This window comes from Nonomuraea sp. B5E05 (assembly GCF_039880665.1).
GTDB lineage: Bacteria > Actinomycetota > Actinomycetes > Streptosporangiales > Streptosporangiaceae > Nonomuraea.
Map to the genome: position 1 here is coordinate 89,235 of NZ_JBDPMJ010000013.1, position 26,541 is coordinate 115,775.

Sequence of the window (26,541 nt, forward strand, 5' to 3'; positions counted from 1 at the left end):
GTGCGTCCCGCCCATCGGGCGTCCCGGCCGGAAACGGAAACGTAACGCGCCGACCGGTAGATCACACGTATGAACACACCCCTTTCACGGCGTACGTTGCTGGCCGGGGCGGGCGCGGGGGCCGTCGCGGCGGGCCTCGGCGTGCGGGCCGCCTGGAGCGACACCCCGCGGGCCCGCAACGCGGCGTCGCCGAACATCCTGCTCTTCACCGTCGACGACATGCACGGGGGCTCGCCCGGCTGCTTCGGCGGCCGGGCCGACCTCACGCCGAACATCGACCGGCTGGCCGGCGAGGGCGTCGCCTTCCACCGCGCGCACGTGCCGATCGCCATCTGCCAGCCGAGCAGGTCCGCGCTGATGACCGGCCGTTTCCCCCACCGCAACGGCGCCGAGGGCTTCGAGGACATCGCCGACGGCGTGCCGATCCTGAACGAGCTGCTCCGCCCGCTGAACTACCTGACGGGCATCCTGGGCAAGGTCGCCCACCTCGGCCCGGATGATCGGTTCGCCTGGGATCTGAGCGTCATCCCGGACGAGCAGCTGGGCATGGGGCGCAACCCCGCCGACTACGCGCGGCACGCGACGGAGCTGTTCGACCGGGCCAAGTCGGAAGGGAAGCCGTTCTTCCTGATGGCCAACTCCGAGGACCCGCACCGGCCCTTCAGCGGCAGCACCGCCGAGCAGAACAGGTTCAATGAGGAACAGCTGGCCAGCATCGCCAAGCCGTCCAAGGTGTACGGCCCCGACGATGCGGAGGTGCCCGGGTACCTGCCCGACCTGCCCGAGATCCGCCAGGAGGTCGCGGAGTACATGAGCAGCGCCCGGCGCGCCGACGACACGCTGGCCGCGGTCCTGGCCGCGCTCGACGCGTCCGGGCTGGCCGGCGACACGATCGTGATCTTCATGTCGGACAACGGCATGGCGGTGCCGTTCGGCAAGGCCAACGTCTACGAGCAGTGCACGCGTACCCCGCTGATCGTCAGGTGGCCCGGGGTGACCGGCGCGGGCCGCATCGACGACGAGCATTTCGTGTCCACGATGGACCTCTTCCCCACCCTGTGCCTGGCCGCGGGCGCCACCGTCCCCGAGGGGCTGGACGGTCGCGACCTCACCTCGCTGCTGAAGGGCGGCAGCCAGTCAGGGCGCGACCGCGTCAACACCGTCTTCCACGAGTCCAGCTCGGACCAGCGCTACGACATGCGCGGCGTCCACGACGAGCGCTGGAGCTACATCTGGAACGCCTGGTCCGACGGCAGCCTGAGGTACCGGGCGGAGAACATGCAGGGCCTCACCTGGCCCGCGATGCGTGACTCGACGGACCCCGCGGTCGCCGCGCGTGCCCAGTTCTACCTGCTCCGCGTCCGGGAGGAGCTGTACGACCTCGCGAACGACCCCCACGCGCTGAACAACCTCGCCGACGGGGGCGCGCCCGAGGCGCTGGCACGCCAGCGCGCCGCCATGGACGCGTGGATGGGCTCCACCGGCGACCCGCTGCACGACCAGTACAGGGAGGAGGTCATCAACGCGTGACAGACGCTCACGAGCCATCATGGATCACATGAAAGTGATCGTGATCGGAGCGTCGGGGACCGTGGGCCGAGCCGTAGAGGCCGCCCTGAGCCCTCGCCACGAGGTCGTCGCGGCCTCGCGGCGGGGGCCGGTACGGGTGGACCTCGAAGACGGGAAGTCGCTGGACGCGCTCTTCGAGACGGTGCCCGACGCCGACGCCGTGGTGTGCTGCGCGGTCAGCGGGCCGCTGGTGCGGTTGGAGACGGTGACGGACGAGGAGTTCGCCGCCGGAACAGCGGGAAAGCTGCTGGGACAGGTCGCGCTCGCCAGGCGGGCGCTGGGTCGCCTGCGTGACGGCGGGTCCATCACCCTCACCGGAGGCACGTTCGCCGCCCCGCTCGCCGACGGATCGCTGGGCGCGCTGGTCAACGCCGGGCTTGAGGGATTCGTACGGAACGCGGCGAGCGAGCTGCCCCGCGGGCTGCGGATCAATGTGATCGCCCCCGGCTGGATCAAGGAGACCCTGGAAGGCATGGGCCTCGACGGCGCGGGTGGGACGCCGGTCGCCGAGGTGGCCCGCGCCTACGTCTCGGCCGTGGAGGGCACCGCGCAGGGCCGGACGATCGTTCCGTGACGAGCGGCATCCGGGCCCGGTGAGTTCACCCGGCGGGCACTTCCTCGCGCGTCCGGATCAGCGTGGGCGGCTGAGGGCGGCCTCGGCCAGGTCTGTCCATTTCTCGGCCGCGGAGTGGGGCACGACCACCCAGTCCTTCATCACCCTGCCCTGCCCCATGGGGTCGAAAAGGGACGCACCGGCCAGCTGGAGCGCGGCCGCGTGTTCAGGGGTGTCCCTGACCAGCCGGAACACCATCGCGCCGTCGCGCTGCAGGCTCGCGAACACCTTCCCCGCCTGATCTTTGAGCGAGGGGTTCCCCATCATCCTGGAGATCCGTACCCCCAGGTCGGCCAGCTCAGCGCCGACCTGCTGGAAATCCTGTTCCGCGCTCATCGTCAGTCGGTCCCCCGGCTCCATGGCGGTGTGGTCGAACAGCCTGTCCAGAGAAGGGTATCTTTCGGCGGCCGGGCGAGGCCCCGTAGGCTGGCGCCGGTGACCGTGGATGTGATCGTCGCACAGGTTGAGTCCCTGTTGTCCCGTCACCGGTCCGGCCCTGTGGCCGTGGCCGGGTGGCGGCGGCTGGAGCCGTACGCCATCGCGCGGGCACACCTGGAGGGCGGGGAGCGGGTGATCGTCAAGTGGATGCGCCCGCACCCGGGCGCGGCCCGCCTCGCGACGTCGCAGCGGCTGCGCACCGAGGTGGCCGCGCTGCGGTTCCTCTCCGACGACCTGGCGTCCGGCCTGGCACCGCGGGTGATCGCCGCCGACCTCGACGCGGAGCTCGTCGTGCTGGAGGACCTGGCTCCGCGTACGGCGCTGGACGGGCTGCTGCGTGCGGAGGGCGCCACCGCCCATGCGGAAGGGTTGGCCGCCTTCGCCCGCATCCGCGGCGAGCTCAGCGCCGCCACAGCGGGCGGGTCCGCACTTTACGGCGTGCGCAGACGCGCTCTCGGGCCTGCCGGCGACGCCGAGAGGTTCCCCGGGTTTCGCGAGGAGGGACGCAGGCATGCGGCCCGCCTCGGCGTGCCGGTCGAGGGCGGGGCGGAGCGGGAGCTCGCCGCCGCGCTGGAGGAGCTGGAGCAGCCGGGCCCGTTCCTGGCGCTGAGCAACGGCGACCCCGAGGCGAACAACGTTCTCGTGCACGCGACGGGCGATCCGGACGCCCGCCTCATCGACTTCGAGTTCGCCGGCTACACGCATGCGCTGCACGACGCCGTCTGCCTGCACGTCCCAGGTCCCGGCTGGGTGTCGGTGGACGCCGCCTTCGCCGAGGGCTACCGCCGGGCCCTGGCCGCCGGCGTGCCCGAGGCGGAGGACGACCGGCGCTACGGCTTCGGCCTGGCCGCCGCCTGCTTCTCGTACGTCCTGCTCCGGCTGGAACGCCTCGCCAGGGTCGAGGCGCGCCCGCCGGGCGACGGGAGCCGCGTCCAGCTCGTCGCCACCTTGGAGGCCGCCGCACGTACCGCCGACGAGCACCGCAGCCTGCCCCACCTGGCCGGCTGGGCCCGCCGGTTGGCCGCCCTGCTCCGCCGCCGCTGGCCCGACACTGACCTCGACCTCGACGACAGGACCGCGTTCCCGCCCTACACGCCCCGCCGCCGATGAACGCCGGACGCCCGCGTCAGGGGTCGCGACGGAGCTCGGAACCGCCCGTCCCGAGAGCGGCGAGATGGGTGCGGATGTTGTCGGCGTCGACGCCTGGCTCGTCGGTGTGGTCGGTGCCGAGCTTGCTCAGGATGGCCAGCGCCTGCGTCCAGTGGTGGCGAGCGTCGTCGTACTGGTGCAGCGCGGCGTGGGCGTGGGCGAGGCCGTCGTGGGCGCGGGTCTGGTCGCCCGGCTGGCCCAGGTCCGTGGCCAGCCGCAGCGCCTCCTGGTGGTGGCCGAGCGCCTGGTCGTGATGGCCCTGCTCGTGCCGCAGCCGGCCCGTGCCGTGGATGGCCTCGAACTGCCAGTTGCGGTTGCCGAGCTCGCGTGCGAGGTCGAGGGCGTGCTCGTAGCAGGCATGGGCCTGCTCGTATCGCCCGCCGATGCGGTGCATGTCGCCCAGCGAGATCCAGCCGTCGAGCTGGCCGAGCCGGTGCTCGGTGCCGTTGGCCAGGTCGAGGGCCCGGGTGAAGCGGTCGGTGGCCGCGTCGTACTCGCCGCGGCCGAGGTGGAGGTGACCGAGCGCGAGCAGCGTGCGCACCTCGCCGGTGCGGTGGCCGGTCTCCCGGGCGATGTCCAGGGCCTCGGCGAGGGAGCCGGCTGCTTCGCCGTGCTGTCCCACCATCCGGTGGATGTGGCCGGCGCCGATCAACGCGTCCAGCTGGCCGCTGCGGTGGCCGGTCGCGCGGGCGATGGCGAGCGCCTGCGCGAAGTTCTCGATCGATCTGCTGTGCTCGCCGTGGACGGCGCGGAGCAGCCCCAGGGAGTTGAGTGCCCGCAGTTCGCCGGAGCGATGCCCTGTGGCGCGGGCGATGTCCAGGGCACGCACGTTGTCCTCGATCGCGGTTTCGTAGCGGCTCTGCCGGTGGCGGATCTCGCCGAGCGCGATGAGAGCCTCCATCTCTCCCGTGTGGTCGGCGGCGGCGCGGGCGGCTGCCAGCGCGCGTGCGCTGAGGGTTTCGGCTTCCGGGTTGCGGCCGCGGATGCGCAGGCACCGGTGCAGGGTGGCCGACAGGTGCCGGATGTGGTGCAGGTAGCCGTGTTCGGCCGCGTGCTGGGCGAGGGCCAGCAGGTTGGGCAGCTCCGCCTCCAGCCATTCTTCTGCGTCGTCCATCGCGGGCAGAGGGCTGTCACCCGGCGGAAGGCGCGGCCTCATGTCGGCCTCGTAGGGGTAGAGGCGGTCCATGGCCGCCGTGGCGGCCCGGCTGTAGTGGTCGAGCAGCCGGGTGACCGAGGCACGCCGCTCTGCCTCCGGTTCCTCACCGGCCAGGGCGGCGGCATGAGCGCGGATGAGGTCATGGAACCGGTACCGGCCGGGCACCGGCTCCTGCAGCAGGTTTCCCTCAAGCAGCCGGTCCAGCAGGCCGGTCGCCTGCACGACTGAGGTGGCCAGCAGCGCGGCCGCCGCGTCCGGGGCGATGTCGGTGCCGGCGTGCAACCCCAGCAGCCGGTACGCGCGCCGCTCGGCGATCTCCAGCCCTCGACAGGAGAGATCGAGCGCCGCGGTGACACTGCGCTCCCCGGCGTGCAGCTCGCTCAGCCGGCGGTGATGCTCCTCCAGCCGTGCCAGCAGATGCCCCACGCTCCACGTCGGATGCGCCTTGAGCCGGGCAGCGGCCAGCCGGATCGCCAGGGGCAACCGCCCGCACCTCCGGACCAGCTCCGCCAGCGCCTGCGGCGGCTCGCCCGCGACTCGCTCGTGGCCGGCGGTACGCGTCAGCAGCGCGACCGCCTCGGCCGGCGGCAACACGTCGACCGACACCGTACGCACGTCGTCCAGGCCGATCAGCCGCCGCCGGCTGGTGATCAGAACCAGGCAGCCACCCGAACCGGGCAGCAGCGGGCGTACCTGCGCCTCGTCGGCGGCGTTGTCCAGCACGATCAGCATCTTCCGGTCCGCCAGCACGCTCCGGTACAGGGCCGCCCGGTCGTCGGCGTGCTGGGGAATGGACTCCCCGGGCACGCCCAGCACCGCGAGAACCCTGGCCAGCGCCTCGGCCGGATCGACCGGGACCATGCCGTGCGTGTATCCGTGCAGGTCGATGAAGAGGTCGCCGTCGGGGAACCGGGCGGCGAGCTGGTGCGCGGCGTGTACGGCCAGCGCCGTCTTGCCCACGCCCGCCATGCCGTCGATGGCGGTGATCACCACCGTGCCCGCCGTGCCCAGGTCGCCGACGCCGTCGAGAGCGGCCAGTTCCCGCTCCCGCCCGGTGAACGCCACCACGTCGGCGGGCAGGTGCCGCGGCGGCACCCGCACGGGGCCCGGACTCGCCGGAGCACTTCTCGCGGCGTGCGTCAGCGTCGCCGGCTCCGCGCTCTCCCCGGCACCTCTCGCGGCGTGCGTCAGCGTCGCCCGCTCCGCGTCGTCCAGGCCCAGCGCCTCGGCCAGCAACCGCACCGACGTGCCGCGTGGCCGTCGCAGGTCTCCGGCTTCCAGCCGGCGGATGGTGCGGGCGTTGAGGCCCGCCCGTGCGGCCAGCTCTTCCTGGGTCAGCAGCGCCCGCTCACGCCAGCCCCGCAACAGCGCCCCGAACGCCGCCGGCGACTCCTCCGCAGCGTCCGCGTCGGCACCGTCACGCTCTTGTGAGGACATAACGAATCTCCGATGGTCGCCGCTCTCCGGGCGGCCATTGTCATACGTTCGAAGATCCGCGGCAAAGCCGTTTCCCAGGCCGCGGCGCACCGCTAGGCGGTCATCGCGCTCCTGACCGCCTCCACCAGGGTGGCGGCTCGCCGGTTCTCGCCGTCCTCCTTGACATGGTTCATCACGTAGCCGAACGCGAGCCCGCTCCGCGGGTCGGCGAAGCCGAGCGAGCCGCCGAGACCGGGGAACCCGAAGGTCGTGGGGGTGTAGAAGAACGCGTCAGGGGTCGGCAGGCCGAAGCCGGTGCCTATCCTGACGGGCATGCGCAGGATGCGGTCGAGGCCGGCGACCTGTTCGGCGGTCGCCGCGGCCAGGGTGGCGGGGCTGAGGATGCGGTGGCCGTCGACCTCGCCGATGAGGGCGGCGTAGAAGCGGGCCAGCGCGCGGGCCGTGCAGATGCCGTTGGTCGAGGGCATCTCGGCCTGCTGCTCGCGGGGGTCGTTGTGGTCGAGCGGGGGCGAGACCACGGACATCGAGCGCATCGTCAGCGACGTCGGATCGGTGAAGGCCCGCATCATCTCGCGGACGGGTTCGGGCAGGGCGTCCAGGTCGACCCCGGCCAGGTCCGCTGAGGCGGGCACGGACGTCACGATCCGGCTGACCCGGGGCAGCTCGCTCTCCGGGAGCCCGATCCACAGGTCCAGGCCGAGCGGGCCGGCGATCTCCTCCGCGAGGAAGGCGCCGATGGTGCGGCCGCTCACCCGGCGGACGACCTCTCCGACGAGCCATCCGTACGTGAGCCCGTGATAGCCGTGTTCCGTGCCCGGCTCCCAGAAGGGCCGCTGGGCGGCCAGCGCCTCCACCATGGGCTCCCAGGCGATCGCCTCGGCCGGGGTGATCGGCTGGTCGATGGCGGGCAGGCCGGCCTGGTGGGTGAGCAGCCAGCGCACCGGGACGCGGTCCTTGCCCCGCGCCGCGAACTCCGGCCAGTACCGCGCGACGGGCGCGTCGAGGTCCAGCTCGCCCCGCTGCGCCAGCAGGAGCGCGCAGGCGGCGGTGATCGCCTTGGTGGTGGAGTACACGACCTGCAGGGTGTCGCGCTCCCAGCGACGGCCCTCGTCGGGGTCGGCCAGGCCGCCCCACAGGTCGACGACCTTCCTGCCGTGCAGGTAGACGGCGACCGCGGCGCCGATCTCCTCGTGGTCGGCCAGGTTGCGGGCGAAGGCCGTACGTACTGCTTCGAATCCCGGTGCGGTCTCCCCGCTGATGTCGGGCATGCGTCATCGCCTTCCGTCGGTGTGGATCACGTGCCGGTCGCCGGCGGGTGGGCCGTCGAGGATCTCCTTGGGATCGCCGGTGGATCCGGCAGGCTAGCGGCGCCACTTCTCCATGAGCCAGGCGCAGACCTCCGGCTCGGTCATCTCGGGGAACTCCGCGACGAATGCGGCGAGCGCGCGCAGGGCCTCGTCGCGGTCGAGGCCCTGCGCCAGGGCGGCATTGAGGTAGTCCTGGCGAGCCGCGGACGGACGGCCGCCGCCCGCGCCCCGGCCGGGCAGGCCCTCGCGCCATCGGACGATCGCCCCCACCCGGTCGGGACGCCAGCCGGGAGCCCCGTCGATCTCGACGTCGGGCTCGGGGAACGGGTGATCGGAGCCGGCCGGATGGCGGGAGCGCCATTTGTGCACCGCGTGCCGGGTCACTCCCAGCGCCTCGGCGATGCCGAGAACGCCCAGGTAGTGCTCGGTCATGGTGCCAACTCTGTCTTTCCTGCCTCCTGCGCGGATCTCATTACTACCACGCCGGGAAGTGGCACCCGGGCGGGCAGAACATCGTCTCTGACAGAGACAGACGGTACCCTGGAGCAGGAATCGTCGTCAACGCCAGAGACGATGTTTTTCGGGTCAGCGGGTTCCGTACGCCCGGATCACCTCCTGCGTCACCGTGGAGCCGGCGGCGTCGGAGGCCGTGACGCGCAATGACACCGCACCCGGCCGGGGCCGTTCGATGGTGGCCTCGTACGTGCCGTCGCCCTTGTCGCGCAGCCGGCGGGCGGGGCGCCAGGTCCTGCCATCGTCGGACGACGTCTCGAGGGTCACCTTCTCGATGGCGCTGCCCTGCGCGCCCTCCTGGTGGGAGACGGTCAGACCGAGCCTGGCGGAGGCGGTGCTGTTGCGCAGGTCAACGGGCACGTCGTACGCGACGGCCAGCAGCGGCAGCACGACGGGATCGCCCTCGGCGTGCTCCGAGTCGAACGTCCACACCGTCCTCGTCCTGGTGGACAGGCGCGCCCAGGTCGAGCGGTTCTCCACGGTGTACTCCACGCGGTAGCCGGCCCGCTCCGGCGGCAGCAGGATCCGGCCGGAGCCGCCGGTCGCCGTCCTGCCGAGCAGCTCGTCGCCCTTGTAGATGCGCCAGTCCGACAGGTAGCCGTGCGGGAACGGGTCGGTCTGCTGGGCCCCGGTGTTCCCCTCGGCGTCGACGAAGGCGTGCATGTCGACGGTGAGCGTGTCGCCCTGCCGCTGCGTGGGCGAGTCCGCCGGGAACCCGGGCGCCACCGGCTGCTTCAGCCACGCGCGCTCGATCCGCTTGCCCGCCTGGTAGCCGCGCACGGTGTCCCTGACGGTCATCACGCCCTGCTGCTCCTCGGGAAAGATCGAGTTGTACGACCGTTCCGGCATGTCGGTTCCGATGTGCCACTTCACGCCGGGGGCGGGGCTCAGGTAGTCGATCCGGACGCGCGGCGCCTTGGCCACCGTCCTGACCAAGTCCCACGTGAACGTCTCCCACGGCATCCAGCCGTACTTGACCTCCGAGAGGGCGACGTCGTCGGTCAGCTGGCTGTGGAAGGCCGTGTCCACGCGGGCCAGCGAGCGTTTCCTGGCCACGTACGACGGCCGCTTCCTGACCTGGCCCTGCTCGCTCAGGTACAGCTCGTAGACGTAGGGGCTGGCCACGACGCCCTTCGCGACGATGTGGACCGGCCGGCGGCTCGCCTGCTCGGCCAGCCGTGTGCCCTCCGCCTCCGCGAGCGTCACCGTCGGGACGGTGAGCGGGCTCTCGTCCCAGTTCAGGTGCGTGTCACCGTAGATCGCCACCATGCGGGCGCCGGCCGCCCCCGCGGCGTTGGCGAGGGCCGAGACGGGGGTGCCGGGCGTGCGGCGGATGAGCGCCAGCCTGCCGCGCAGGTCGCGGCCCTTGAGCGCCGTCGCGCTGCCGTCGCCGGCGTCGGCGACCGCCAGCACCGCGGTCCCGTCGAGCCGCGGGTACTGCGTGGACCGGTTGCTGAAGTGGACCGGGTCGACGTATACGGGGTGGAGGTCGATGCCGGGCGTCCGCATGGTGAGCACGGGCTCCTCCAGCCGCCACCGCGTGGCCACGGCGAACTCGCCCTTGGTCACCTTTTCGGTGGGCTGCAGGTAGTAGCTCTCCTCAAGGCGGCCGTCCACGAGGACGCTCTCGGTGTACCTGGGCCCCTTCACCGGCTGCCTGGTGTAGACGAGCTTGGTGGCCGCGCCGCGGTTCCGCGCGGTGCGGTGGTCGGGCGTGTCGATCTTCACCGCGACCGCCTTGCGCGCGTCGAGCACGACGTCGGTGTCGCGAGTGACCTCCATCTCCGGATAGCCGGCGAAGCTCTGGTTGACGACGTCTCCGCGGCCTTCGCTGGTGGCTCCCGGACGCAGGGTGCTGACGATGCCGGCGATCGAGTACGTGCCCGGCGGGACGAGCCAGCAGTACCCGGCGTCCGTCTCGCACCGCCTGTCGGAGTCGCTCGGCAGCTCGCGGCCGTAGAGGTCGCCGCTGCCCAGGTCGACCACGCTGGGCAGCATCCTGCCAGGACGGCCGTCCCGCGCGACGGCGGACACCCGGAGCTCGACCCGCTTGACCTCGACGTTGCCGGTCAGCAGCGTCCGCAGTGCGGCGCCGCCGGCGGGCGTCGCGACGAGCTCCGCGCGGGCCCAGCCCGCCGGTGTCTTGGCGGGGTCGAGCGTGACGTCCACCTGGCCCTTGCCGCCTGCGGGCAGGGTGAGCTCCTTCGCGGAGAGCGTGAACGGGGCGCCGGCGTCGAGGGCGACCGTGACGGGTTCCGCGCCGAAGTTGCGGTAGGAGACCGTACGCGTCACCGGGTCGCCGGCACCGGCCGTCGTGAGCCCGAAGTCGAGCACCGCGTCGCCGGCCAGCACCGTGCGCGCGAGCGCCCCGGCCACGTCGAGCCGGCCCGCTCCGCCCTTGTCCACGGGCACCCCGGGCAGCGCTTGCGAGCCGCCCACGAGCGCGGACCTGACCTCGGGAGCGGTGATGCCCTGCCTGGCCTGGCGCAGCAGCGCGGCGGCGCCCGCGGCGTACGACGCGGAGAAGGCGGTGCCGGAGAAGCGCGCATAGTGGTCGCCGACGGGCTCGGTGGGCTGAAGGTTCGCCGCGCGGGTCGAGACCACGCCGACCCCGGGCGCGCTCAGCTCGGGCTTGACCGCGCGGTGCAGGCCCACCGGCCCGTAGCCGGAGAAGTCCGCGAGCTCGCCCTTGTCGTCCACGGCGCCGATCGTGAGCGCGGCCGGGGCGTCCGCGGGACTGTCGACGCAGGTCTCGCAGCCCCGGTCGCCCGTGCTCATGACGAAGAGTGTGCCGTTCCTGTCGGTCAGCTCGTTGACGGCGTCGGTGAGCGGGCCGCCCTTGCCGGGGACGCTCACCGCCATCGTCACGACCTCGGCGCCCGCCTCCCCCGACGCCCACTCCATGCCCTCGATGGCCCAGGAGGCCAGCCCGCTGCCGTAGCCATCGATGATCTTGCCGTTGAGCAGCCGCGCGCCGGGAGCGACGCCCGTGTACGCGCCTCCGGACGACGCGCCGCTGCCCGCGATGACGCCCGCCATGGCCGTGCCGCTGCCGTACCGGTCGGCCCCGTCGCCGTCGTAGGTGAAGTCGCGCGCGCCCGCGACCTTGCCCGCCAGGTCGGGGTGGCCGGCGTCGATTCCGCTGTCGAGGACGGCGACGGTGGTGCCGGCGCCATCGCCGTCGCCCGCTGCCTTCGCCGCCGCCCCGGCGGTGGACGCGCTGGTGACCGGCCGTGCGGTGATCTTGCGGTCCAGCCAGATCTTGTCCACGCCACCGGCCAGACCGGCGCCGGTGACCAGGCCGGTCGAGAATGTGGCGGCGTCCTTCTTGGCGAGCTTGACCCCTGTCGCGCCGATGCTCTCCAGCCGGGTGACGGCCGTCAGCCCGGCCAAGGGCGCGGCACCCGCGCCCTGCCGCACGATCAGCGGGATGGAGTCGGTCTGCTGGTCGGTGTAGCCCTGGGCGGCCAGCGAGGTCACGTTGAACAGCGCGGGATCGAGCTTCTCCGGCACGAGGGCCGCCACGTCGGTGGGCAGCACGGACAACTCGCCGCCGTGGTCCACCATGCGGAAGCCGGTGCGCGCCGGGTCCCGCGGGGTCACGCTCGCCCGCTGCCGGCCGTCCTCGCCGACGGTGACGTGCACCTTGTCACCGGTGATCAGCGTGACGTCGTAACTTCGCGGGTCGGCGGCCGGTAAGAGCTCCGGTACGGAGTCTGCCCGCGCTCCCGGCACCGGTGTCATGCTCACCGCCAGAGCGGCCGCCACCGCGGCCCATCGCCGAACTGGGGCCCATCGACCAGGCCACATCGCTTTCCTCCACATGTGTGTCATTTCAACTGGTCTAATGTGACACAAGTGTGCTGGTCATCGGACTTTTCGGCATGGCGAAGTTCGGACATGTCATGAATCAGCCATGGAGCAGCCAGGCCAAGAAGCGCTCGCGTTGTCCCGATGCGGACACATCTGTCAACCAAATGCCGTCGCGCCCCGTCTCCGCTTGCGCACCATCTGCCTCAAGGAGCCGCCTTGCGCGTTCGACTGGCCGTCCCGGCCATGGCCCTGGCCCTCGCGTACACCGCCCTGCCCTCGGCGGCGCACGCCGACACGGTGGCGTACACGTGCGAAACCGTCGCGACGGGCATGCGACAGCAGATCAGCCTCGACATCGAGCTGACGGTGCCCACGGACGCCACGGTGGGCACGCAGATGACGATCGGCTGGCGCGGCTCCTACGTCGGCTCCGCGAGACTGCTCGCCCCCACGACGGCCACGGCCGGCCAGCTCAAGATGTACGCCTACGCCGGCATCGACGGGATCGACAGGCTGACCTCCGCCACGGGAGTCGGCCAGCTCGGCACGGTCACTCCGGGGCAGCCGATCACACTGCCCGCGACGGCCGTCGAGATGAAGACCACCGCGAATTTCCCGGGCACGGGCACGGTGCACGCCGCCGCCGTCAACTTCGGCCCCACTCCGCAGGAGCGCGTGATCGAGTGCGAGGTCAACGACGAGGAGTCACTGCGGGAATATCCGCTCACCGTCACCGGAGAGTCCACCAGTCCCGGCCCTGACGAGACCACCGGCTCGGAGACGCCCGACCCCGGCGCCTCAACCCCTGAGGACACGACCACCAGCCCGGCCTCCACCACGACCGAGACGGTGACCGAGCTCCCGACGGGTGGCGTGGCGACCGGGGGCGGCGGCGTGGCGGGGCCGGACGGGCGGGTGCTGGTGGCCACGGGGTTGCTGGTCGTCCTCGCCGCCACGGGCGGCCTGTGGTTGCGCAGGCCCGCCCGGCGTTCGCCGAACAGCCCATGAATCCACACGTGCGACATGGTGATTATTTGGCAAGGTTAGCCTAACCTTATCCTCATGACCGAGGAGATCTCTCTGCGCGGGGCGGAGCTGTGCCTCAGCTACCACGGAACCACCGTGGTCGAGGACGGCCGCATCGTGCTGCGGCCCGGCCACGTCACCGCGCTGGTGGGGCCGAACGGCAGCGGCAAGTCCACGCTGCTGCGCGCCCTGGCCCGGCTGCACCGTCCCGACCGCGGCACCGTGACACTGGGCGACGGCGCCTCCGCGCTCGCCCTGTCGGCCCGCGACTTCGCGCGGCGGGTGACGCTCCTGGCGCAGAGCCGCCCCACCCCTGGCGGCGTGCAGGTCCGCGACGTCGTCGGGTACGGCCGCCACCCGTACAGGGGGCGGTGGAGGGCCGGCGACCCCGGCGGCTCCGAGGCCGTCCGCCGGGCCATGGAGCTGACAGGGGTGACGGCGATGGCCGAGCGCCCCGTCGACGAGCTGTCCGGCGGCGAGCTGCAGCGCGTATGGCTGGCCACCTGCCTGGCGCAGGACACCGGCGTGCTGCTGCTCGACGAGCCCACCACGTTCCTCGACCTGCGCTACCAGGTGGAGCTGCTGGAGCTCGTCCGCGACCTGGCCGACGAGCACGGCGTGGCGATCGGCGTCGTGCTGCACGACCTCAACCAGGCCGCAGAGATCGCCGACCACCTCGTGCTCCTGCGGGAGGGCCGGGTCCTCGCCGACGGCCCGCCCGCGCAGGTCCTCACCGAGGACCTGCTCAGCGACACGTACGGCATCCGCATCGAGGTCAGCCACAACCCCAGGACGGGGACGGTGAGCGCCCGGCCGATCGGCCGGCACACCAGGAACGTCCCCGCCACGACATGACAGGAACGACCATGACCTCACTGCGCAGCGCGTTGACGGCGCTCGCCGCGATCGTGACCCTCGGCGCCTGCGGCACCACCGAGGCGCCCGTCACCGAGCAGGCCCCCTCTCCCGGCGGCTCGACCGCCGCCGCCGTGACCGTCACCGACGACCGCGGCAGGCAGGTCACCCTCGACCGCCCGGCAACCAGGGTGGTCAGCCTGGAATGGGGCGAGACCGAGATGCTGGCCTCCCTCGGCGTCATGCCCGTGGGGGTGGCCGACGTGAAGGGCTACGCCACCTGGAACACCTCGATCAAGCTCGACGCCTCGGTCAAGGACGTCGGCAGCCGGCAGGAGCCCAGCGTCGACTCCATCAGCGCGCTCCAGCCCGACCTGGTCGTCATGGAGATCGCACGCGACTCGGCGCTGGTGAGCCAACTGGAGAAGTTCGTGCCGGTGCTGGCGTTCGAGGGCAGCGACGCCAAGGACAACCTCAAGCGCATGCGCGACGACCTCGACAGGATCGCGACCGCGGTCGGCAGGACGGACGAGGCCGGCAAGCTCATGGCCGACTTCGACGCCGCGATGACCGCCGCCAAGGAGAAGATCGCCGCCGCCGGCGCCGCTGGCAAGCCGTTCGTCATGGCCGACGGGTGGAAGCAGGGCAGCACGATCTCGATCCGCCCGTTCGGCGAGGGCTCGCTCGTCTCCCAGGTCGCCATCCGCCTCGGGCTGAAGAACGCCTGGACCGGCAAGGTCGACGAGGTGTGGGGGCTCGGCGCCACCGACGTCGAGGGCCTGTCCTCGCTCAAGGACCCGGACATCCGCTTCTTCTACAACGCCTCCGACGGCGTGGACGTGTTCACCGACGGCCTGGAGGGCAACGCCATCTGGAAGTCGCTGCCGTTCGTGGCCAAGGGGCAGGTCACCAAGCTGCCCGACGGCATCTGGACCTTCGGCGGGCCGCTGTCGTGCCGACAGTACGCCGAGGCACTGGTGAAGGCGTACGCGGGTTGAGCGTCCCCGTCCTGGCCCCGGCGCCTCCCGCCACGCCCCTGCGGCGGCTGGGGACCGCCGGGGTCTTCCTGCTCGCCGTGGCCGCCACCGTCCTGGTGGCCGCCGTGCACGTGACGCAGGGCACCTCGTCGGTGGGCGCGCTCGATCTCCTGGCCCTGCTCTTCAACGGGCCCTTCGGCGGCAGCGAGGAGGCCGCCCGCGTCCTGCTGGCCTCGCGGCTGCCCCGGCTGCTGGCCGGCGTCACCGTCGGCTGCGCGCTGGGCGTGGCCGGCTCGCTGCTGCAGTCGGTCGCCCGCAACCCGATGGCCTCCCCGGACACGCTGGCCGTCAGCTCCGGCGCCCACCTCGCCATCGCCACGGCCGCCGCGTTCGGCCTGACGCTGCCGCTGCCGGTGTCCGGCGGGCTCGCCCTGTTCGGCGGCCTGGCCGCGGCCGCCCTGGTGATGGCCATGTCGGCGGGCGGGCGCAGCGGCACGACCCGGCTGATCCTGGCCGGCACCGCCACGGCGCTGGCGTTGAGCTCGCTCACCAACCTCGTGATGATCCTCTTCGAGGAGGAGACCACCGGGTTGTACGCCTGGGGCAGCGGCTCTCTCGTGCAGAGCGACCTGCGCGCCGTCACCCAGCTCGGCCCCGTGATCGCGGTGGCGATGGTGGCGGCGATGCTGGCCGGGCCGCGGCTGGACGTCCTCGGCCTCGGCGACGACACCGCCTCGGTGCTCGGCGTGAACGTGCGGCGCCTGCGGTTGTGGCTCACGCTGCTGGCCATCGTGCTGGCGGCCGCCGCCGTGACCGTGGCGGGGCCCATCGGATTCGTGGGCCTCTGCGCCCCGGTGATCGTCCGGCTGCTGCCCCGGTCGATCCCCGGGCTGCACAGGAACAGGTCGATGCTCCCCCTGTCGGGGCTGGCCGGCGTGCTCATCGTGCTCGGCTCCGACATCGCGCTCCGTGCCGTGCTGGGCGCGCAGGCCGGGGTGGAGGTGCCGCCCGGCGTCGTGACCACGCTGCTCGGCGCGGGCGCGATGGTGTGGCTGGCGCGCCGCTACCGGGACGCGGGACCGACCCGCCGCCCTCCGGCCCCGGGCATCGGCGCCACCCGGTCGCGCGCGGCCTTCCTGGCCGTGGCCGGCACGTTCGCCGCGTTGCTGGCCGGGGCGCTGGTCCTGGGCCTGCTGGCCGGTGACCGGTGGCTGCTGACCGGTGACGTGCTCAACTGGCTGCAGGGCCGTACGGGCCGGGCCCTGACGTTCGTGCTCGACCAGCGTTACCCGCGAGTCCTGGCCGCCGTGCTGGCGGGGGCGGCGCTGGCCGTGGCGGGCACCGCCGTGCAGGCGGTGTGCCGCAACCCGCTCGCCGAGCCGGGCGTGCTGGGTGTCACGGCCGGGGCGGGCGTCGGCGCGATCTCGCTGCTGACCATGGCTCCGGTGGCCGGGATCTGGGCCATGACCGGCGCGGCGGGCCTGGGCGCGCTGATCGCCTTCGGCCTGGTCTACGGGCTGGCGTGGCGTGGCGGCCTGAGCTCCGACCGGCTCGTCCTCATCGGGATCGCCGTGCAGTACGCCGGTACGAGCCTCACCGTGCTGATCATCGTCAAGGCCGACCCGTGGAACACCGCCCTGGCCCTGACCTGGCTGTCCGGCTCCACGTACGGCCGCGTGCCGACGCAGTTGATCCCCGTCGCGCTGGCGCTGCTGCTGGCCGTGCCGCTGCTGGCCTGGCTACGCCGGGACCTCGACCTGCTCTCTTTGGACGAGGACAGCCCGCGCATCCTGGGCGTCCCCCTGGAGCCCGTACGGCTGGCCGCGCTGGCGGGCGCCGTGCTGCTCACCGCCACGGCGGTGTCGGCGGTCGGCGTGGTCGCCTTCGTCGGCCTGGTGGCCCCGCACGCCGCCCGGGCCATGGTGGGCGCCCGCCACACCAGGGTCCTGCCGGTGGCGGCGCTGCTCGGCGCGCTGCTGGTGAGTCTCGCCGACACGCTGGGGCGTACGGTCATCGCCCCCGCGCAGGTGCCGGCGGGGCTCGTCACGGCGCTGATCGGCACGCCGTACTTCGTCTATCTCCTGTGGCGCGCCCGCGCCCACGCGGACGGACCGTAGTAACCGGTTACACACCGAGTCTTGACGGTCATCGCGGTGGGTACGTATCTTCGGCGCGACATTTACAGTAACCCGTTACCAGGGAGTCGTCATGCGCGCTGACCATCCTCGCGAGCACTGGGTCAACGTCGCGGACGGGCTGCTGGACGCGGTGACGCCGTACGCCACTCCGGGTTTCGCGCAGTACCGCCTGCCCGGCCGCACCAGCAGGTCAGGGCCCGAGTCCGACGGGCTCGAAGGGTTCGCGCGCACCTTCCTGCTCGCCGCGTTCCGCCTCGCCGGCGACCCGGCCGCCGCTCCAGCGGCCCTGCTGGAGCGCTACGCCGAAGGGCTGGCAGGCGGCACCGACCCCGGCCACGAATTCGCCTGGCTGCCCATCGCCGACGGCCACCAGACCATCGTCGAGGCCGCCTCGATCGCGATCGCACTGCACGAGACCCGGCCGATGCTCTTCGACCGGCTCGACCCCGGGGTCCAGGAGCGGGTGGTCGCCTGGCTGGGCGGGATCGTCGGCAAGCACGCCTGGCCGTGCAACTGGGTGCTGTTCAAGGTGATCGTCGAGCAGTTCCTCGCCGGGGTCGGCGGTCCGTACGACCAGGACGAGATCGACCGGCACCTCGCGGACGTGGAGCGCTGGTACGTCGGCGACGGCTGGTACACCGACGGCGCCGGCCAGAACTACGACTACTACTGCGGCTGGGCGATTCACCTCTACACGCTGTTGTGGACCAGGATGTCGGGCGCCGACGCGACGGTCCACCGCGACCGGCTCCGCACGTTCCTCGACGGCTACCGGCACCTGTTCGCCCCCGACGGCGCTCCCATGCACCAGGGGCGTTCGCTCACCTACCGGATGGCGAGCCTGGCCCCGCTCTGGCTCGGCGCGCTCTTCGACGCCTCCCCGATCGAGGCGGGCGCCACCCGCCTGATGGCGGGCCGCACACTCGACCACTTCGCCGCCCACGGCGTTCCCGACGAACGCGGCGTGCTCAGCCTGGGCTGGCACCGCCCCTTCCTGCCCGTGACCCAGGGCTACTCGGGGCCCGCCTCCCCCTACTGGGCGAGCAAGGGTTTCCTGGGGTTGCTGCTCGGCCCCGACCACCCGGTGTGGACCGCACCGGCCGTCGACCCCGACGCGGGCGAGCTCAGCCTGGCCCTGCCCGCGCCCGGCTGGCTGCTGCACCGCAGCGACGGGATCACCCGCCTGGTCAACCACGGCAGCGACGGCAACGACCCCGACACCGCCAGGGACGACCCCCACTACGCCAAGCTCGGCTACTCCACCCACGCCGCGCCCGAGACCGGCCCCGGCGGCCGGGCCGAGAACATCGACAACCACCTCACCGTGCTGCTGCCCGACGGGCGGGCCACCCGCCGCCGCCGGATCGAGCGCATCGGCGTCGCCGACGGCTTCGCCGCGTCCCGCTACGCCGACGGGGAGGTGGTCGTGGAGACCGCGTCCGTGCTCGACGGGCCCTGGGAAGTACGCGTGCACCGGGTGAGCGCCCCCGCGGGCAGCGTGGTCCGCGACGGCGGGCACGCCGTCGCCGCCGACGAACCGTGCACGGTCATGCCGGGCGGGCTCACCGCTTCGGTGACCACCACCTCGGGAAAGGAACTGGTCAGCGAGATCGCCGGGCTGCACGGCTGGGATACGGCCGCCGCCGCCCTCCGCCACGACGAGAACGCGTTCGGCGCCCACTCCGCGACCCCCTACCTCGTCGGCGCCCACCCGGGCGGTCGCACGGCGATCTTCGTCTCGGCGGTGCGGCTGGGGCGGGCCCCCTCCACCGAGAGCCCGGAAATCGCGGTGCACGGCGAGCAGGTCTCGTGGAATGACGCCGCCGGCTCGCGGGTCGAAGTCCGGCTCGGACGCGAGCCCGCCTACCGCCGGCATGGATCCGTGGGAGCACGCGTTGTCTGGACCGGCTAGACGCGTCACCATCCGCGACGTCGCCGCGCACGCGGGGGTCTCGGTGGCGACCGTCTCGCGCGCGCTGGCCGGTGACTATCCGGTGCACCCGAGCACCAGGCGCAAGGTGCTGCGCGCGGTGCGCGAGCTCGACTACGTGCCCAACGCCCAGGCCAGAGCGCTGTCCGTGGCCTCGCCCGGCGCGGTGGCCATCGTCATCCACTCGGTCGACTCGCCCTACTACGCCTACATCGCCCAGGGGGTGGAGGAGCAGGCCGCCGCCGAGGGCCGCCTGTCACTCATCTGCACCACGGGCAGCGATCCCGAACGCGAGCCGGCCTTCGTCCAGACCATGCGCGAGCAGCGGGCCGAGGCGGTGATCCTGGTGGGCGGCGTGGTGCTCGACGACGACTACCGCGAACGCATGACGCGCTACGCGCACGGGCTGGCGGCCTCCGGCTCCCGCCTGGTGTTGTGCGGCCGGCCCCCGCTCGGTGACGGGGTGCCGGCCTTCACGGTCGACTTCGACAACACCGGCGGGGCCCACGCGATCACCGCGCACCTGCTGTCCGCCGGGCACCGCCGCATCCTCTACCTGGGGATCCGCCCCGGCAACACCACGTCGGACACCCGGGTCGCGGGCTATCGCGCGGCCCTCGCCGATCACGGGGTCACGGCCGACCCCGCGCTGGAGATGTGCGGCGACTTCGACCGGCGCAGCGGCTACGTGACGATGAAGCGACGGCTGGCCGAGGGGCCGCGCGACTTCACCGCGGTCTTCGCCGCCACCGACCTCATCGCCGCCGGCGCCGTCAAGGCACTGCGCGAGCACGGGTTGCGCGTCCCCGAGGACGTGTCGATCGTCGGCTACGACGATGTGCCGCCCGCCGAGGACATCGGGCTGACCACCGTTCATCTGCCGCACACCGAGCTGGGCCGGGCCGCCGTGCGCCTGGCGTTGTCGGGCAGGGATCCGCTGGCCGAACCGCCGATCACGCTCGGCACCCACATCGTGGTCAGGTGCTCGGTGCAGCGGCTGGGGAGCGAACGCTGAAGGCCGGGCGTATGCCGGCCCTCATGGCGGTAAGACTTACCGCATGGGAGACACGGCATCGCCCTCAGGACGGGGCCTTCTCGCGGCAGCCGCGGGCTGCGCGCTGGCCGTACCGGTGGCCGTCTGGTGGCTGGTGGGCGACCTCAGCGCGGACGTACCGCCCGGCACGGCCCTCGACCACCTGATCAGCCCGCCCGGCCTGGGCCCGTGGGCCGAGCGCGCCGTCGGCCTGGGGGCGCTGGTGGTGGCGGGCGTGACGGCGGCGCTGCTGGTGCGGGCGTCGCGGCGGCGCCGGTTCGACCGCCGGTGGTGGGCGGCGCTGATTCCGGTGCTGGTCGCGGGCGCCGTCGCGGGAGCCGGCTGGCGGGTCGTGACGGCGGGCACGGTCGGGGCCAACATCGGCGCCGGGCTGACCATCATGCTGGGCGGCGCGCTCGTCGCGCTGCTCCTGCTGTGGGCCGCCGGCTGGTCGGCGCGGCTGCTGCTGTCCCGCCGCGTCACCCGCTGACTCCACAGCTGACAGAACCGCGCCGCGTTGTAAAGATCAATGCTGCGCGAAGCCTGCCCGGAAGTTTGGGCAAGATCTGCTTCGGATTTTCCCGGAACCGCGCGTCATCGTAAGGACATCAGGCGCACCTCGCCATCTCCCCGGGCATCTGGAGCAGGTTTTCATGGTCAGACGATCAATCGCCCTCGTCACTCCCGCCGTCGTCCTTCTGTTCACCTTATTCGGATTCGCGCTGCCGGCCCACGCGGTGACGCTGGAGCAGAAACTCGCCGCTCTCTCCTCGTTCAGCCAGCCCACCACCACGAGCGCCAACGCCTGGCGCAACGCGTGGGAGAACCAGTCGGCCTGGGCCGACTACGCCTTCGACTGGTCCACCGACCTCTGCTCGAGCAGCCCCGACCAGCCGCTCGGCTTCGATTTCCGCATGTCGTGCAGGCGGCACGACTTCGGTTACCGCAATTACAAGGACGTCAACCAGTTCCCGGCCAACAAGCCGCGCATAGACGACGCCTTCTACTTCGACATGCGCCGGGTGTGCGCCGGTTATTCGGGAGTGTCGAAGTCCACCTGTGACGGGCTCGCCTGGACCTACTACCAGGCGGTCAAGGAATTCGGCAACCTGGTCGTCACGGACGAGCAGATCCAGAAGGTCAAGCGCGAGGCCGAACGCTCCGCCCAGCGGTAGCCGCCCCCAACCGACCAGGCGGGGACGCCCACCGCGTCCCCGCCTCCGGGCGTGCGATGCCCGGCGGTCGAGCTGCGCCAATGACGGCCTGTCAACTGCGGGGCCACTCACAACGGCCTGCGGCGACACCTGAGCGAGGTCTTCGAGCACGATCGATCCGGCGCCGTCGGTAGTTCCGTGGAACTAGGCATGTCAGTGCCGTCGGGCGATGTGGCGGATGCGGGCCGGCTCCTACGCTCGAGGCCGTGATCAACCGTCTGACCCCGCTCTTGCTCGCCCTTGTGGCCCTGCTCGCCTGGGCGTCCCCCGCGGCCGCGCACGGCCGGGACGCCGAGGCCGATGCGCGGTTCGCCCAGACGATCGGCGGCATGGAGCTCACCGTCGTGGTGCGGGCGAGCATACGGGTACCGGCTCCGCTGCAGGTGGACGTGGTCGCGCACGACCCCGGGAAGGGCGGGCGGGTCGAGCTGGCCGTCCGGTCCGTCGAGGACGGCGGGTCGTCCACGGCCTCCGTGCGGGTCGAGGGCGGGCGGCCCGGTATGTACCCGGCCATCCTGCGCGCCGGGGATGTGGGACCACACGAGTTGGAGGTGCGGGCGGGCGGGGAGCGGTCGGTGCTGCCGTTCGACCTCCTGGTGCCGAGCACGCCTCGGTGGGAGGTCGTCGTGTACGCGGCCTTCGCGTGCGGAGCGGTGGCGCTGCTCGGCGCGCTGGCGAGTGCCGCGCTTCGGCGCAGGGGCGCGGCGGTGGCGTTCGCGGGGACGTTCGCGGTGGCGATCGTCGTGGCGTTCACCACCGGAGCGATCTCCCCCTGGTTCGCGCCGGAGGGGCCCCCCTCACCAGAGACGCTCACCCGGCCGAACGCGCAGCCGCTGGTGGAGGTGGCGCCAGAGCGACCCGCCCTCCGGTCGGCCTACCGGCTGCGGGTGACGTTGTTCGACGGCTCCACCGGGGCCCCGGCGGACGACCTGGCCGAGCACCACGCCGCCCTGACACACCTCGTTGTGACCAGCGACGACGGCCGCTTCTTCCGGCACGTGCACCCGATCAGGACCGCGCCGGGCGTATATGAGGTGCGGCTGCGCGCGGAGCAGCCGGGGCGGCACCTCGTGTACGTCGAGTTCGAACGGGCCGGTGCGGGCGGCCAGCTCGTTTCGGGCGCGTTCACCGTACCCGGCCCGGATCACCGCGATCGGGGAGAGAGGCCGGTGACCGCTTCCACCGGTGCGCAGCCGGTGACCGAGCCCGCGCGTCCCGTAGCCGGACGGCCACTCCGCCTCACGCTTGACACCGGCGCCCCCGCACTGCGGCCATGGCTCGGCATGGCCGGCCATCTGATCCTGCGCAGCCATGACGGCGGCTACCTCGGCCACGTCCATGAGGCCCGCTCCATGGCCGACGCCACCGCCGCCCGGGTGCCGGACGAGTCGGTCGCCCGCTACGGGCCACGGCTCGAGTTCGTCTTCAGCTTTCCCCGGCCGGGCCGCTACCTGGTCTGGATCCAGTACGCCCAGGACTACCGGATCGTCACCGTGCCCCACGTCATCGAGGTCGCCGAGGAAGGGAGCGGCCGATGAGGCGCCGCCTGTACATCGTCCTGCCCGTGCTGCTGATCGCGGCAGGGATCGCCTGGATCCTCCACGGGAGTCCCGCTCCCGGACCGGCCGAGTTGCGCGGCCGGGGCAGCCACCACGCCGTCGTGGTGCGCCTGGAACCCCGTCCTGGCCCCCTCGACGTGCGCGTCGAGCTCCACCCGGCGTCCCCGGCGGAAGTCTCGATCTTCGCGGTGATGCCGCACATGGGGCACACCACACCGGAGCTCCAGGCCCGGTCCGACGGTCCGGGCCGCTATGTGGCCCGCGGCGAACTGTTCACCATGACGGGCCCATGGGAGATCGGCATCCGCGTGCACGGCGCCTCGGGCACCGAGGTCATCAAAGTCAACACATTGGTCGCAGCTTAGGAGTGACTCCCCATGTCATCCGAACGTCCGCACATTCCCCGCCGGGAGGTCACCGGCGCCTGGTCCCTGCTCCTCGGCTACGCCACGTTACTGACCGGCATGGTCTGGGACGGGCAGTGGCACGGCGACGTCGGGCCCGACGACTTCTGGACCGCCCCACACCTGCTCCTCTACGCCGGCACCGGCATCATCGGGCTCACCTGCCTGATCGTGGTGCTGCAGTCCACCTGGGCACGTGGCGCGCCCACCAGCACGCCCTCCGTGACGGTGTTGCGCACGTTCCGGGCGCCGTGGCCGTTCCTGGTGGGCGGGCTGGGCGCTTCGGGCAACCTCCTGTACGCGGGCTCCGACCTGTGGTGGCACGAGGTTTACGGCTTCGACATCGCCGCCGGGACCACCCCGTCGCATTTCGGGCTCGGGCTGTCCATCCAGGTCGAGATCTTCGCCATGATCATGGCGTTCGCCGTGCTGCGGCGTACCCGGGCCGAGCGATGGGGCCTGGCATTGGCCGTCGGCCTGGCCACCCTCGGCTCGACGTCGGCCTTCGGCATGGTGTCGGAGATCATCTTCGAATGGCTGCCCGGCGTGGCGCCCCGCGTACTGGGCCTGAGCGCGGCGGCGGCGCTCATCCTGAGCCTGGTCATCGGCCTCACCCGTTCCTGGCACTGGCCCGCCGCGACAGGGCTGACGTTCGTGCTCGTCCAGGGCGGGCTCTCACTGTTCGCCCCGGCCGCCACCCGGTGGTACGCCGAGGCGATCGGCCAGCCGATGCGCGACTACGCCGCGAACATGCCACAGGCGCTGATCGGGTTCCCGGTCACCTATCCGCTCGTCGCGCTGCTGGCCGGCGCCATGACGGCTTGGGCGGTCCGGCGCGCGGTGCGACCGGTGCGGATCGCGATGGCGGCCGGCGCGCTGGCCGGAACCAACACCGCGCTCTTCTACGGCGTGCTCGGCATTCTGGAGATGAACCTGCCGATCACACTGGCCGCGGCGACCGCCCTGGGCGCGGGGACGGGATGGCTGGGCTGGCAGTGCGCCGTCCTGCTGCGCCGTTTCAACGAGCGCGGTTTCTCCGTCCCGCAGGCGGTGACGGCATGAGGCGCGTCCTGGTGGCTCTGGCGGCGGCCCTGGCTGTGATGACCGCCGCGGGACCGGCCGCCGCCGCCCCGCTCCCAGGGGAGATCGTGCACACCGAGACCGTCTCCATGAGCGACGGGACCCCGATCACCGTAGGGTTCACGGAGTGGCCGGTCCGCGCCCTGCAGTCCCTCGACTTCACCTTCGAACCGGCGGGCGGCATCGACGGGCGCACAGGCCTGGTCACGACCGTGTCGCCCAGCGGCGACCGCAGAGGGCTGAAGGGCATCGTCCTGCAGCGCCGCGGCGATGCCATCGTGCTGCCGCGGCATCCCCGCGCGGAGCAGGTCTGGGGGCTGGACGTCGTCTCACTGCCTGAGGAGGGCACATGGCGGTTCGAGTTCGCCGTGGAGAGAGCGGGCGCGACCTCGACGGGAGTCCTGCCGGTCCAGGCGATCGCCCAGCCGGGCCCGCCGCTCGGGGTGAGCTGGACGATCGCGCTGCTGCCGTGGGCGCCGGTGGTGGTGCTGGTGGCAGCGGGCTGGGCGCGTACGAGAGCGATCCGGCGCAGCGCGAAACCAGGCTGGAGTGGCTGAGCGACGGCCTGCCCGCCCTGCTGCCGCCGCTGGCCGCCTGGCTGGTCGTGCCCGGTGACGAGCCGGGCGTGCAACTGGCGCTGGCGGGCGCGCAGTCGGCGGCGCTGATGGTGTCGCGCCGCTTTCCACTCTCCGCGCTGGGCGTGAGCGTCGTCCTGGAGCTGGCGCTGATTCTCGTCAAGATGCCCGTCCTGGTGGCGCCACTGGTCGCCGCGTCCCGTCTCGGGGCGTGGGGCCGGGGTGGCCACCGGATACTCGGCGTCGCGGCGGTGCTGGCGCTGCTGGGCATCGGGTTGCCGGTCACGCTGGTGTCACTCGGTGACCCACTGCGGGTGGTGGCCGTGTACGCGGTGGCGGCGGTGCTCGTCGTCGGGTTCTGGGCCATAGGGCGTGTGGACGGGCGCCGCCGTGACCGCATCCACGAGTTGCAGGCCCGCTCGCGGCGGCTGGAGGCCGAACGTGAGCTGGCCGAGCGACGCGCGGCGGAGCGCGAGCGGACACTGCTGGCCAGGGAGCTGCACGACATTCTCAACCACTCGGTCACCACCATGGTGCTGGACGCGGAGGCCGGCGCGGACACCCGTGACGACATGGAGGAGACGCTGCGGCGGGTGGCCCGTACCGGCCGGGAGTCCCTGGCCGAGTTGCGGCGGCTGCTCGGCGTGCTCAGGCAGGCGCCTCCTGGGCACGATCCGCTCGCCCCTCCTCCGCAGTTGGACCAGCTCGACGTTCTGGTGGCGGCCATCCCGCCGGGCGGGCCACGGGCGACGCTGATCCGCTCCGGCGACGTACGGCGCGTCCACACCAGCATCGAGCTGGCCGCCTACCGCGTCGTCCAGGAGGCGCTGACCAACGTCACCAAGCACGCCGGGCCCGTGGACGTACGGGTGTCGCTCGACTACACCGCCACCCACCTGAGGGTCACGGTCGTCAACGCCGTCCCCGCCGAGGCCCCCGCGGGCGGGCCGAGCGGGGTGGGGCTGATCGGCATGCGCGAACGCGTCGGGCTCCTCGGCGGCACCGTAGAGGTGAGCTCGGGGCGCGAGATGTTCGAGGTGTGCGCGACGCTGCCGCTGCGGGAGGTGTCATGACCGCCATCCGCGTCCTGGTCTGCGACGACGAGCAGTTGCTTCGCGAGGCGCTGGTCCGCCTGGTCGGGGCCGCGGACGACCTGACCGTGGTGGCCGCTGTGGGTGACGGTGCCGCCGCCGTGGCCGCCGTCGCGGAGCACCGTCCGGACGTGGTGCTCATGGACATCCGGCTGCCCGGCATGGACGGCATCGAAGCCACCCGCCGCATCGCCGGCGGGCACAGCCGGGTGCTCATTCTCACGACGTACGACCTGGACAGCTACGTCTACGCGGGGCTGCAGGCCGGAGCCAGCGGCTTCCTGCTCAAGGACGCGCCGGGCGAGCGCATCCGCGACGGCATCAGGATCGTCGCCGCCGGCCAGTCGGTGCTGGCGCCGGAGGCGACGACCCGGATGATCGAGGCGTTGCAGCCCACGCTGCCCACCGACGCCGACAGAGCGCTGCTGGCGGCGGCCGATCGGCTCACCGACCGCGAGCGGCAGGTGTGTGAGCTGCTCGCCGAGGGTCTGTCCAACGACGAGATCGCCCGTCGGCTCGTCATCAGCCGATACACCGTGAAGGTGCACGTGTCGAGCATCCTGACCAAGCTGGACCTGCCGGACCGGGTGCACGTGCTGCTGTCGTGGACGCGGCTGCGCGGCCTGCGCCTGCCGTAGACGGCCAGGTCGCCAGGGGACGGTCC

The 26,541-nt window shown here is 72.6% G+C and carries 22 protein-coding genes; 17 read left to right on the forward strand and 5 right to left on the reverse strand.

Going from position 1 to position 26,541, the window contains the following annotated elements; genetic code table 11:
• Nucleotides 1-69: 69 nt before the first annotated feature.
• Complete coding sequence (locus tag ABGB01_RS24335) at nucleotides 70-1,530, forward strand: sulfatase (RefSeq protein WP_347775852.1); 1,461 nt, start codon at nucleotides 70-72, stop codon at nucleotides 1,528-1,530.
• Between the two features lie 28 nt (nucleotides 1,531-1,558).
• Nucleotides 1,559-2,143, forward strand: coding sequence for a short chain dehydrogenase (locus tag ABGB01_RS24340; protein ID WP_347775853.1), 585 nt, complete (start codon nucleotides 1,559-1,561; stop codon nucleotides 2,141-2,143).
• Nucleotides 2,144-2,200: 57 nt separating this feature from the next.
• Here ABGB01_RS24340 and ABGB01_RS24345 read toward each other — a convergent pair whose 3' ends face one another.
• Nucleotides 2,201-2,518, reverse strand: coding sequence for a hypothetical protein (locus ABGB01_RS24345; protein ID WP_347775854.1), 318 nt, complete (start codon nucleotides 2,516-2,518; stop codon nucleotides 2,201-2,203).
• 99 nt (nucleotides 2,519-2,617) lie between these two features.
• On the opposite strand from ABGB01_RS24345, the gene ABGB01_RS24350 reads away from it, so the two are divergent.
• Nucleotides 2,618-3,730 carry a hypothetical protein gene (locus tag ABGB01_RS24350; RefSeq protein ID WP_347775855.1) on the forward strand — a complete coding sequence of 371 codons (1,113 nt, stop codon included), beginning with the start codon at nucleotides 2,618-2,620 and terminating at the stop codon, nucleotides 3,728-3,730.
• A gap of 16 nt (nucleotides 3,731-3,746) precedes the next feature.
• Here ABGB01_RS24350 and ABGB01_RS24355 read toward each other — a convergent pair whose 3' ends face one another.
• The 4 genes from ABGB01_RS24355 to ABGB01_RS24370 form a co-directional block, all read right to left on the reverse strand.
• Nucleotides 3,747-6,362: a tetratricopeptide repeat protein gene (locus ABGB01_RS24355; RefSeq protein WP_347775856.1), complete on the reverse strand. Its 2,616-nt coding sequence runs from the start codon at nucleotides 6,360-6,362 to the stop codon at nucleotides 3,747-3,749.
• 92 nt (nucleotides 6,363-6,454) lie between these two features.
• Nucleotides 6,455-7,630 (reverse strand): serine hydrolase domain-containing protein, encoded by a 1,176-nt coding sequence (locus ABGB01_RS24360; RefSeq protein ID WP_347775857.1) that lies wholly within the window; start codon nucleotides 7,628-7,630, stop codon nucleotides 6,455-6,457.
• Between the two features lie 93 nt (nucleotides 7,631-7,723).
• Nucleotides 7,724-8,101: a hypothetical protein gene (locus ABGB01_RS24365; protein ID WP_347775858.1), complete on the reverse strand. Its 378-nt coding sequence runs from the start codon at nucleotides 8,099-8,101 to the stop codon at nucleotides 7,724-7,726.
• Between the two features lie 153 nt (nucleotides 8,102-8,254).
• A complete protein-coding gene (locus ABGB01_RS24370; RefSeq protein ID WP_347775950.1) occupies nucleotides 8,255-11,926 on the reverse strand; it encodes a S8 family serine peptidase in 3,672 nt (1,223 codons plus the stop codon).
• Between the two features lie 285 nt (nucleotides 11,927-12,211).
• Here ABGB01_RS24370 and ABGB01_RS24375 point away from each other — a divergent pair, with 285 nt between their 5' ends.
• From ABGB01_RS24375 to ABGB01_RS24440, 14 genes are all read left to right on the forward strand, one after another.
• Nucleotides 12,212-13,003, forward strand: a complete 792-nt coding sequence (locus ABGB01_RS24375; RefSeq protein ID WP_347775859.1) for a hypothetical protein — start codon at nucleotides 12,212-12,214, stop codon at nucleotides 13,001-13,003.
• A 54-nt stretch (nucleotides 13,004-13,057) separates the two neighbouring features.
• Complete coding sequence (locus ABGB01_RS24380; RefSeq protein ID WP_347775860.1) at nucleotides 13,058-13,876, forward strand: ABC transporter ATP-binding protein; 819 nt, start codon at nucleotides 13,058-13,060, stop codon at nucleotides 13,874-13,876.
• A gap of 11 nt (nucleotides 13,877-13,887) precedes the next feature.
• Nucleotides 13,888-14,874 (forward strand): iron-siderophore ABC transporter substrate-binding protein, encoded by a 987-nt coding sequence (locus tag ABGB01_RS24385; RefSeq protein ID WP_347775861.1) that lies wholly within the window; start codon nucleotides 13,888-13,890, stop codon nucleotides 14,872-14,874.
• Nucleotides 14,871-16,970 (forward strand): iron ABC transporter permease, encoded by a 2,100-nt coding sequence (locus ABGB01_RS24390; RefSeq protein WP_347775862.1) that lies wholly within the window; start codon nucleotides 14,871-14,873, stop codon nucleotides 16,968-16,970. The genes ABGB01_RS24385 and ABGB01_RS24390 overlap by 4 nt, the downstream gene beginning before the upstream one ends.
• Nucleotides 16,971-17,061: 91 nt before the next feature.
• Nucleotides 17,062-18,903 (forward strand): DUF2264 domain-containing protein, encoded by a 1,842-nt coding sequence (locus ABGB01_RS24395; RefSeq protein ID WP_347775863.1) that lies wholly within the window; start codon nucleotides 17,062-17,064, stop codon nucleotides 18,901-18,903.
• A complete protein-coding gene (locus tag ABGB01_RS24400) occupies nucleotides 18,887-19,936 on the forward strand; it encodes a LacI family DNA-binding transcriptional regulator (RefSeq protein ID WP_347775864.1) in 1,050 nt (349 codons plus the stop codon). The genes ABGB01_RS24395 and ABGB01_RS24400 overlap by 17 nt, the downstream gene beginning before the upstream one ends.
• A 43-nt stretch (nucleotides 19,937-19,979) precedes the next feature.
• Entirely contained in the window at nucleotides 19,980-20,444 is a 465-nt protein-coding gene (locus tag ABGB01_RS24405) for a hypothetical protein (RefSeq protein WP_347775865.1), read from the forward strand.
• A gap of 163 nt (nucleotides 20,445-20,607) precedes the next feature.
• Nucleotides 20,608-21,129 carry a phospholipase gene (locus tag ABGB01_RS24410; RefSeq protein WP_347775866.1) on the forward strand — a complete coding sequence of 174 codons (522 nt, stop codon included), beginning with the start codon at nucleotides 20,608-20,610 and terminating at the stop codon, nucleotides 21,127-21,129.
• 245 nt (nucleotides 21,130-21,374) lie between these two features.
• On the forward strand, nucleotides 21,375-22,706 hold the full coding sequence (locus ABGB01_RS24415) for a hypothetical protein (protein ID WP_347775867.1): 1,332 nt from the start codon (nucleotides 21,375-21,377) through the stop codon (nucleotides 22,704-22,706).
• A complete protein-coding gene (locus ABGB01_RS24420) occupies nucleotides 22,703-23,092 on the forward strand; it encodes a hypothetical protein (RefSeq protein WP_347775868.1) in 390 nt (129 codons plus the stop codon). Before ABGB01_RS24415 ends, ABGB01_RS24420 begins: the two co-directional genes overlap by 4 nt.
• A 12-nt stretch (nucleotides 23,093-23,104) precedes the next feature.
• A complete protein-coding gene (locus ABGB01_RS24425) occupies nucleotides 23,105-24,193 on the forward strand; it encodes a hypothetical protein (protein WP_347775869.1) in 1,089 nt (362 codons plus the stop codon).
• Nucleotides 24,190-24,768, forward strand: coding sequence for a hypothetical protein (locus tag ABGB01_RS24430; RefSeq protein ID WP_347775870.1), 579 nt, complete (start codon nucleotides 24,190-24,192; stop codon nucleotides 24,766-24,768). Before ABGB01_RS24425 ends, ABGB01_RS24430 begins: the two co-directional genes overlap by 4 nt.
• Nucleotides 24,681-25,859, forward strand: a complete 1,179-nt coding sequence (locus ABGB01_RS24435; protein ID WP_347775871.1) for a histidine kinase — start codon at nucleotides 24,681-24,683, stop codon at nucleotides 25,857-25,859. Before ABGB01_RS24430 ends, ABGB01_RS24435 begins: the two co-directional genes overlap by 88 nt.
• Nucleotides 25,856-26,515, forward strand: a complete 660-nt coding sequence (locus ABGB01_RS24440; RefSeq protein WP_347775872.1) for a response regulator transcription factor — start codon at nucleotides 25,856-25,858, stop codon at nucleotides 26,513-26,515. Before ABGB01_RS24435 ends, ABGB01_RS24440 begins: the two co-directional genes overlap by 4 nt.
• Nucleotides 26,516-26,541 lie beyond the last annotated feature (26 nt).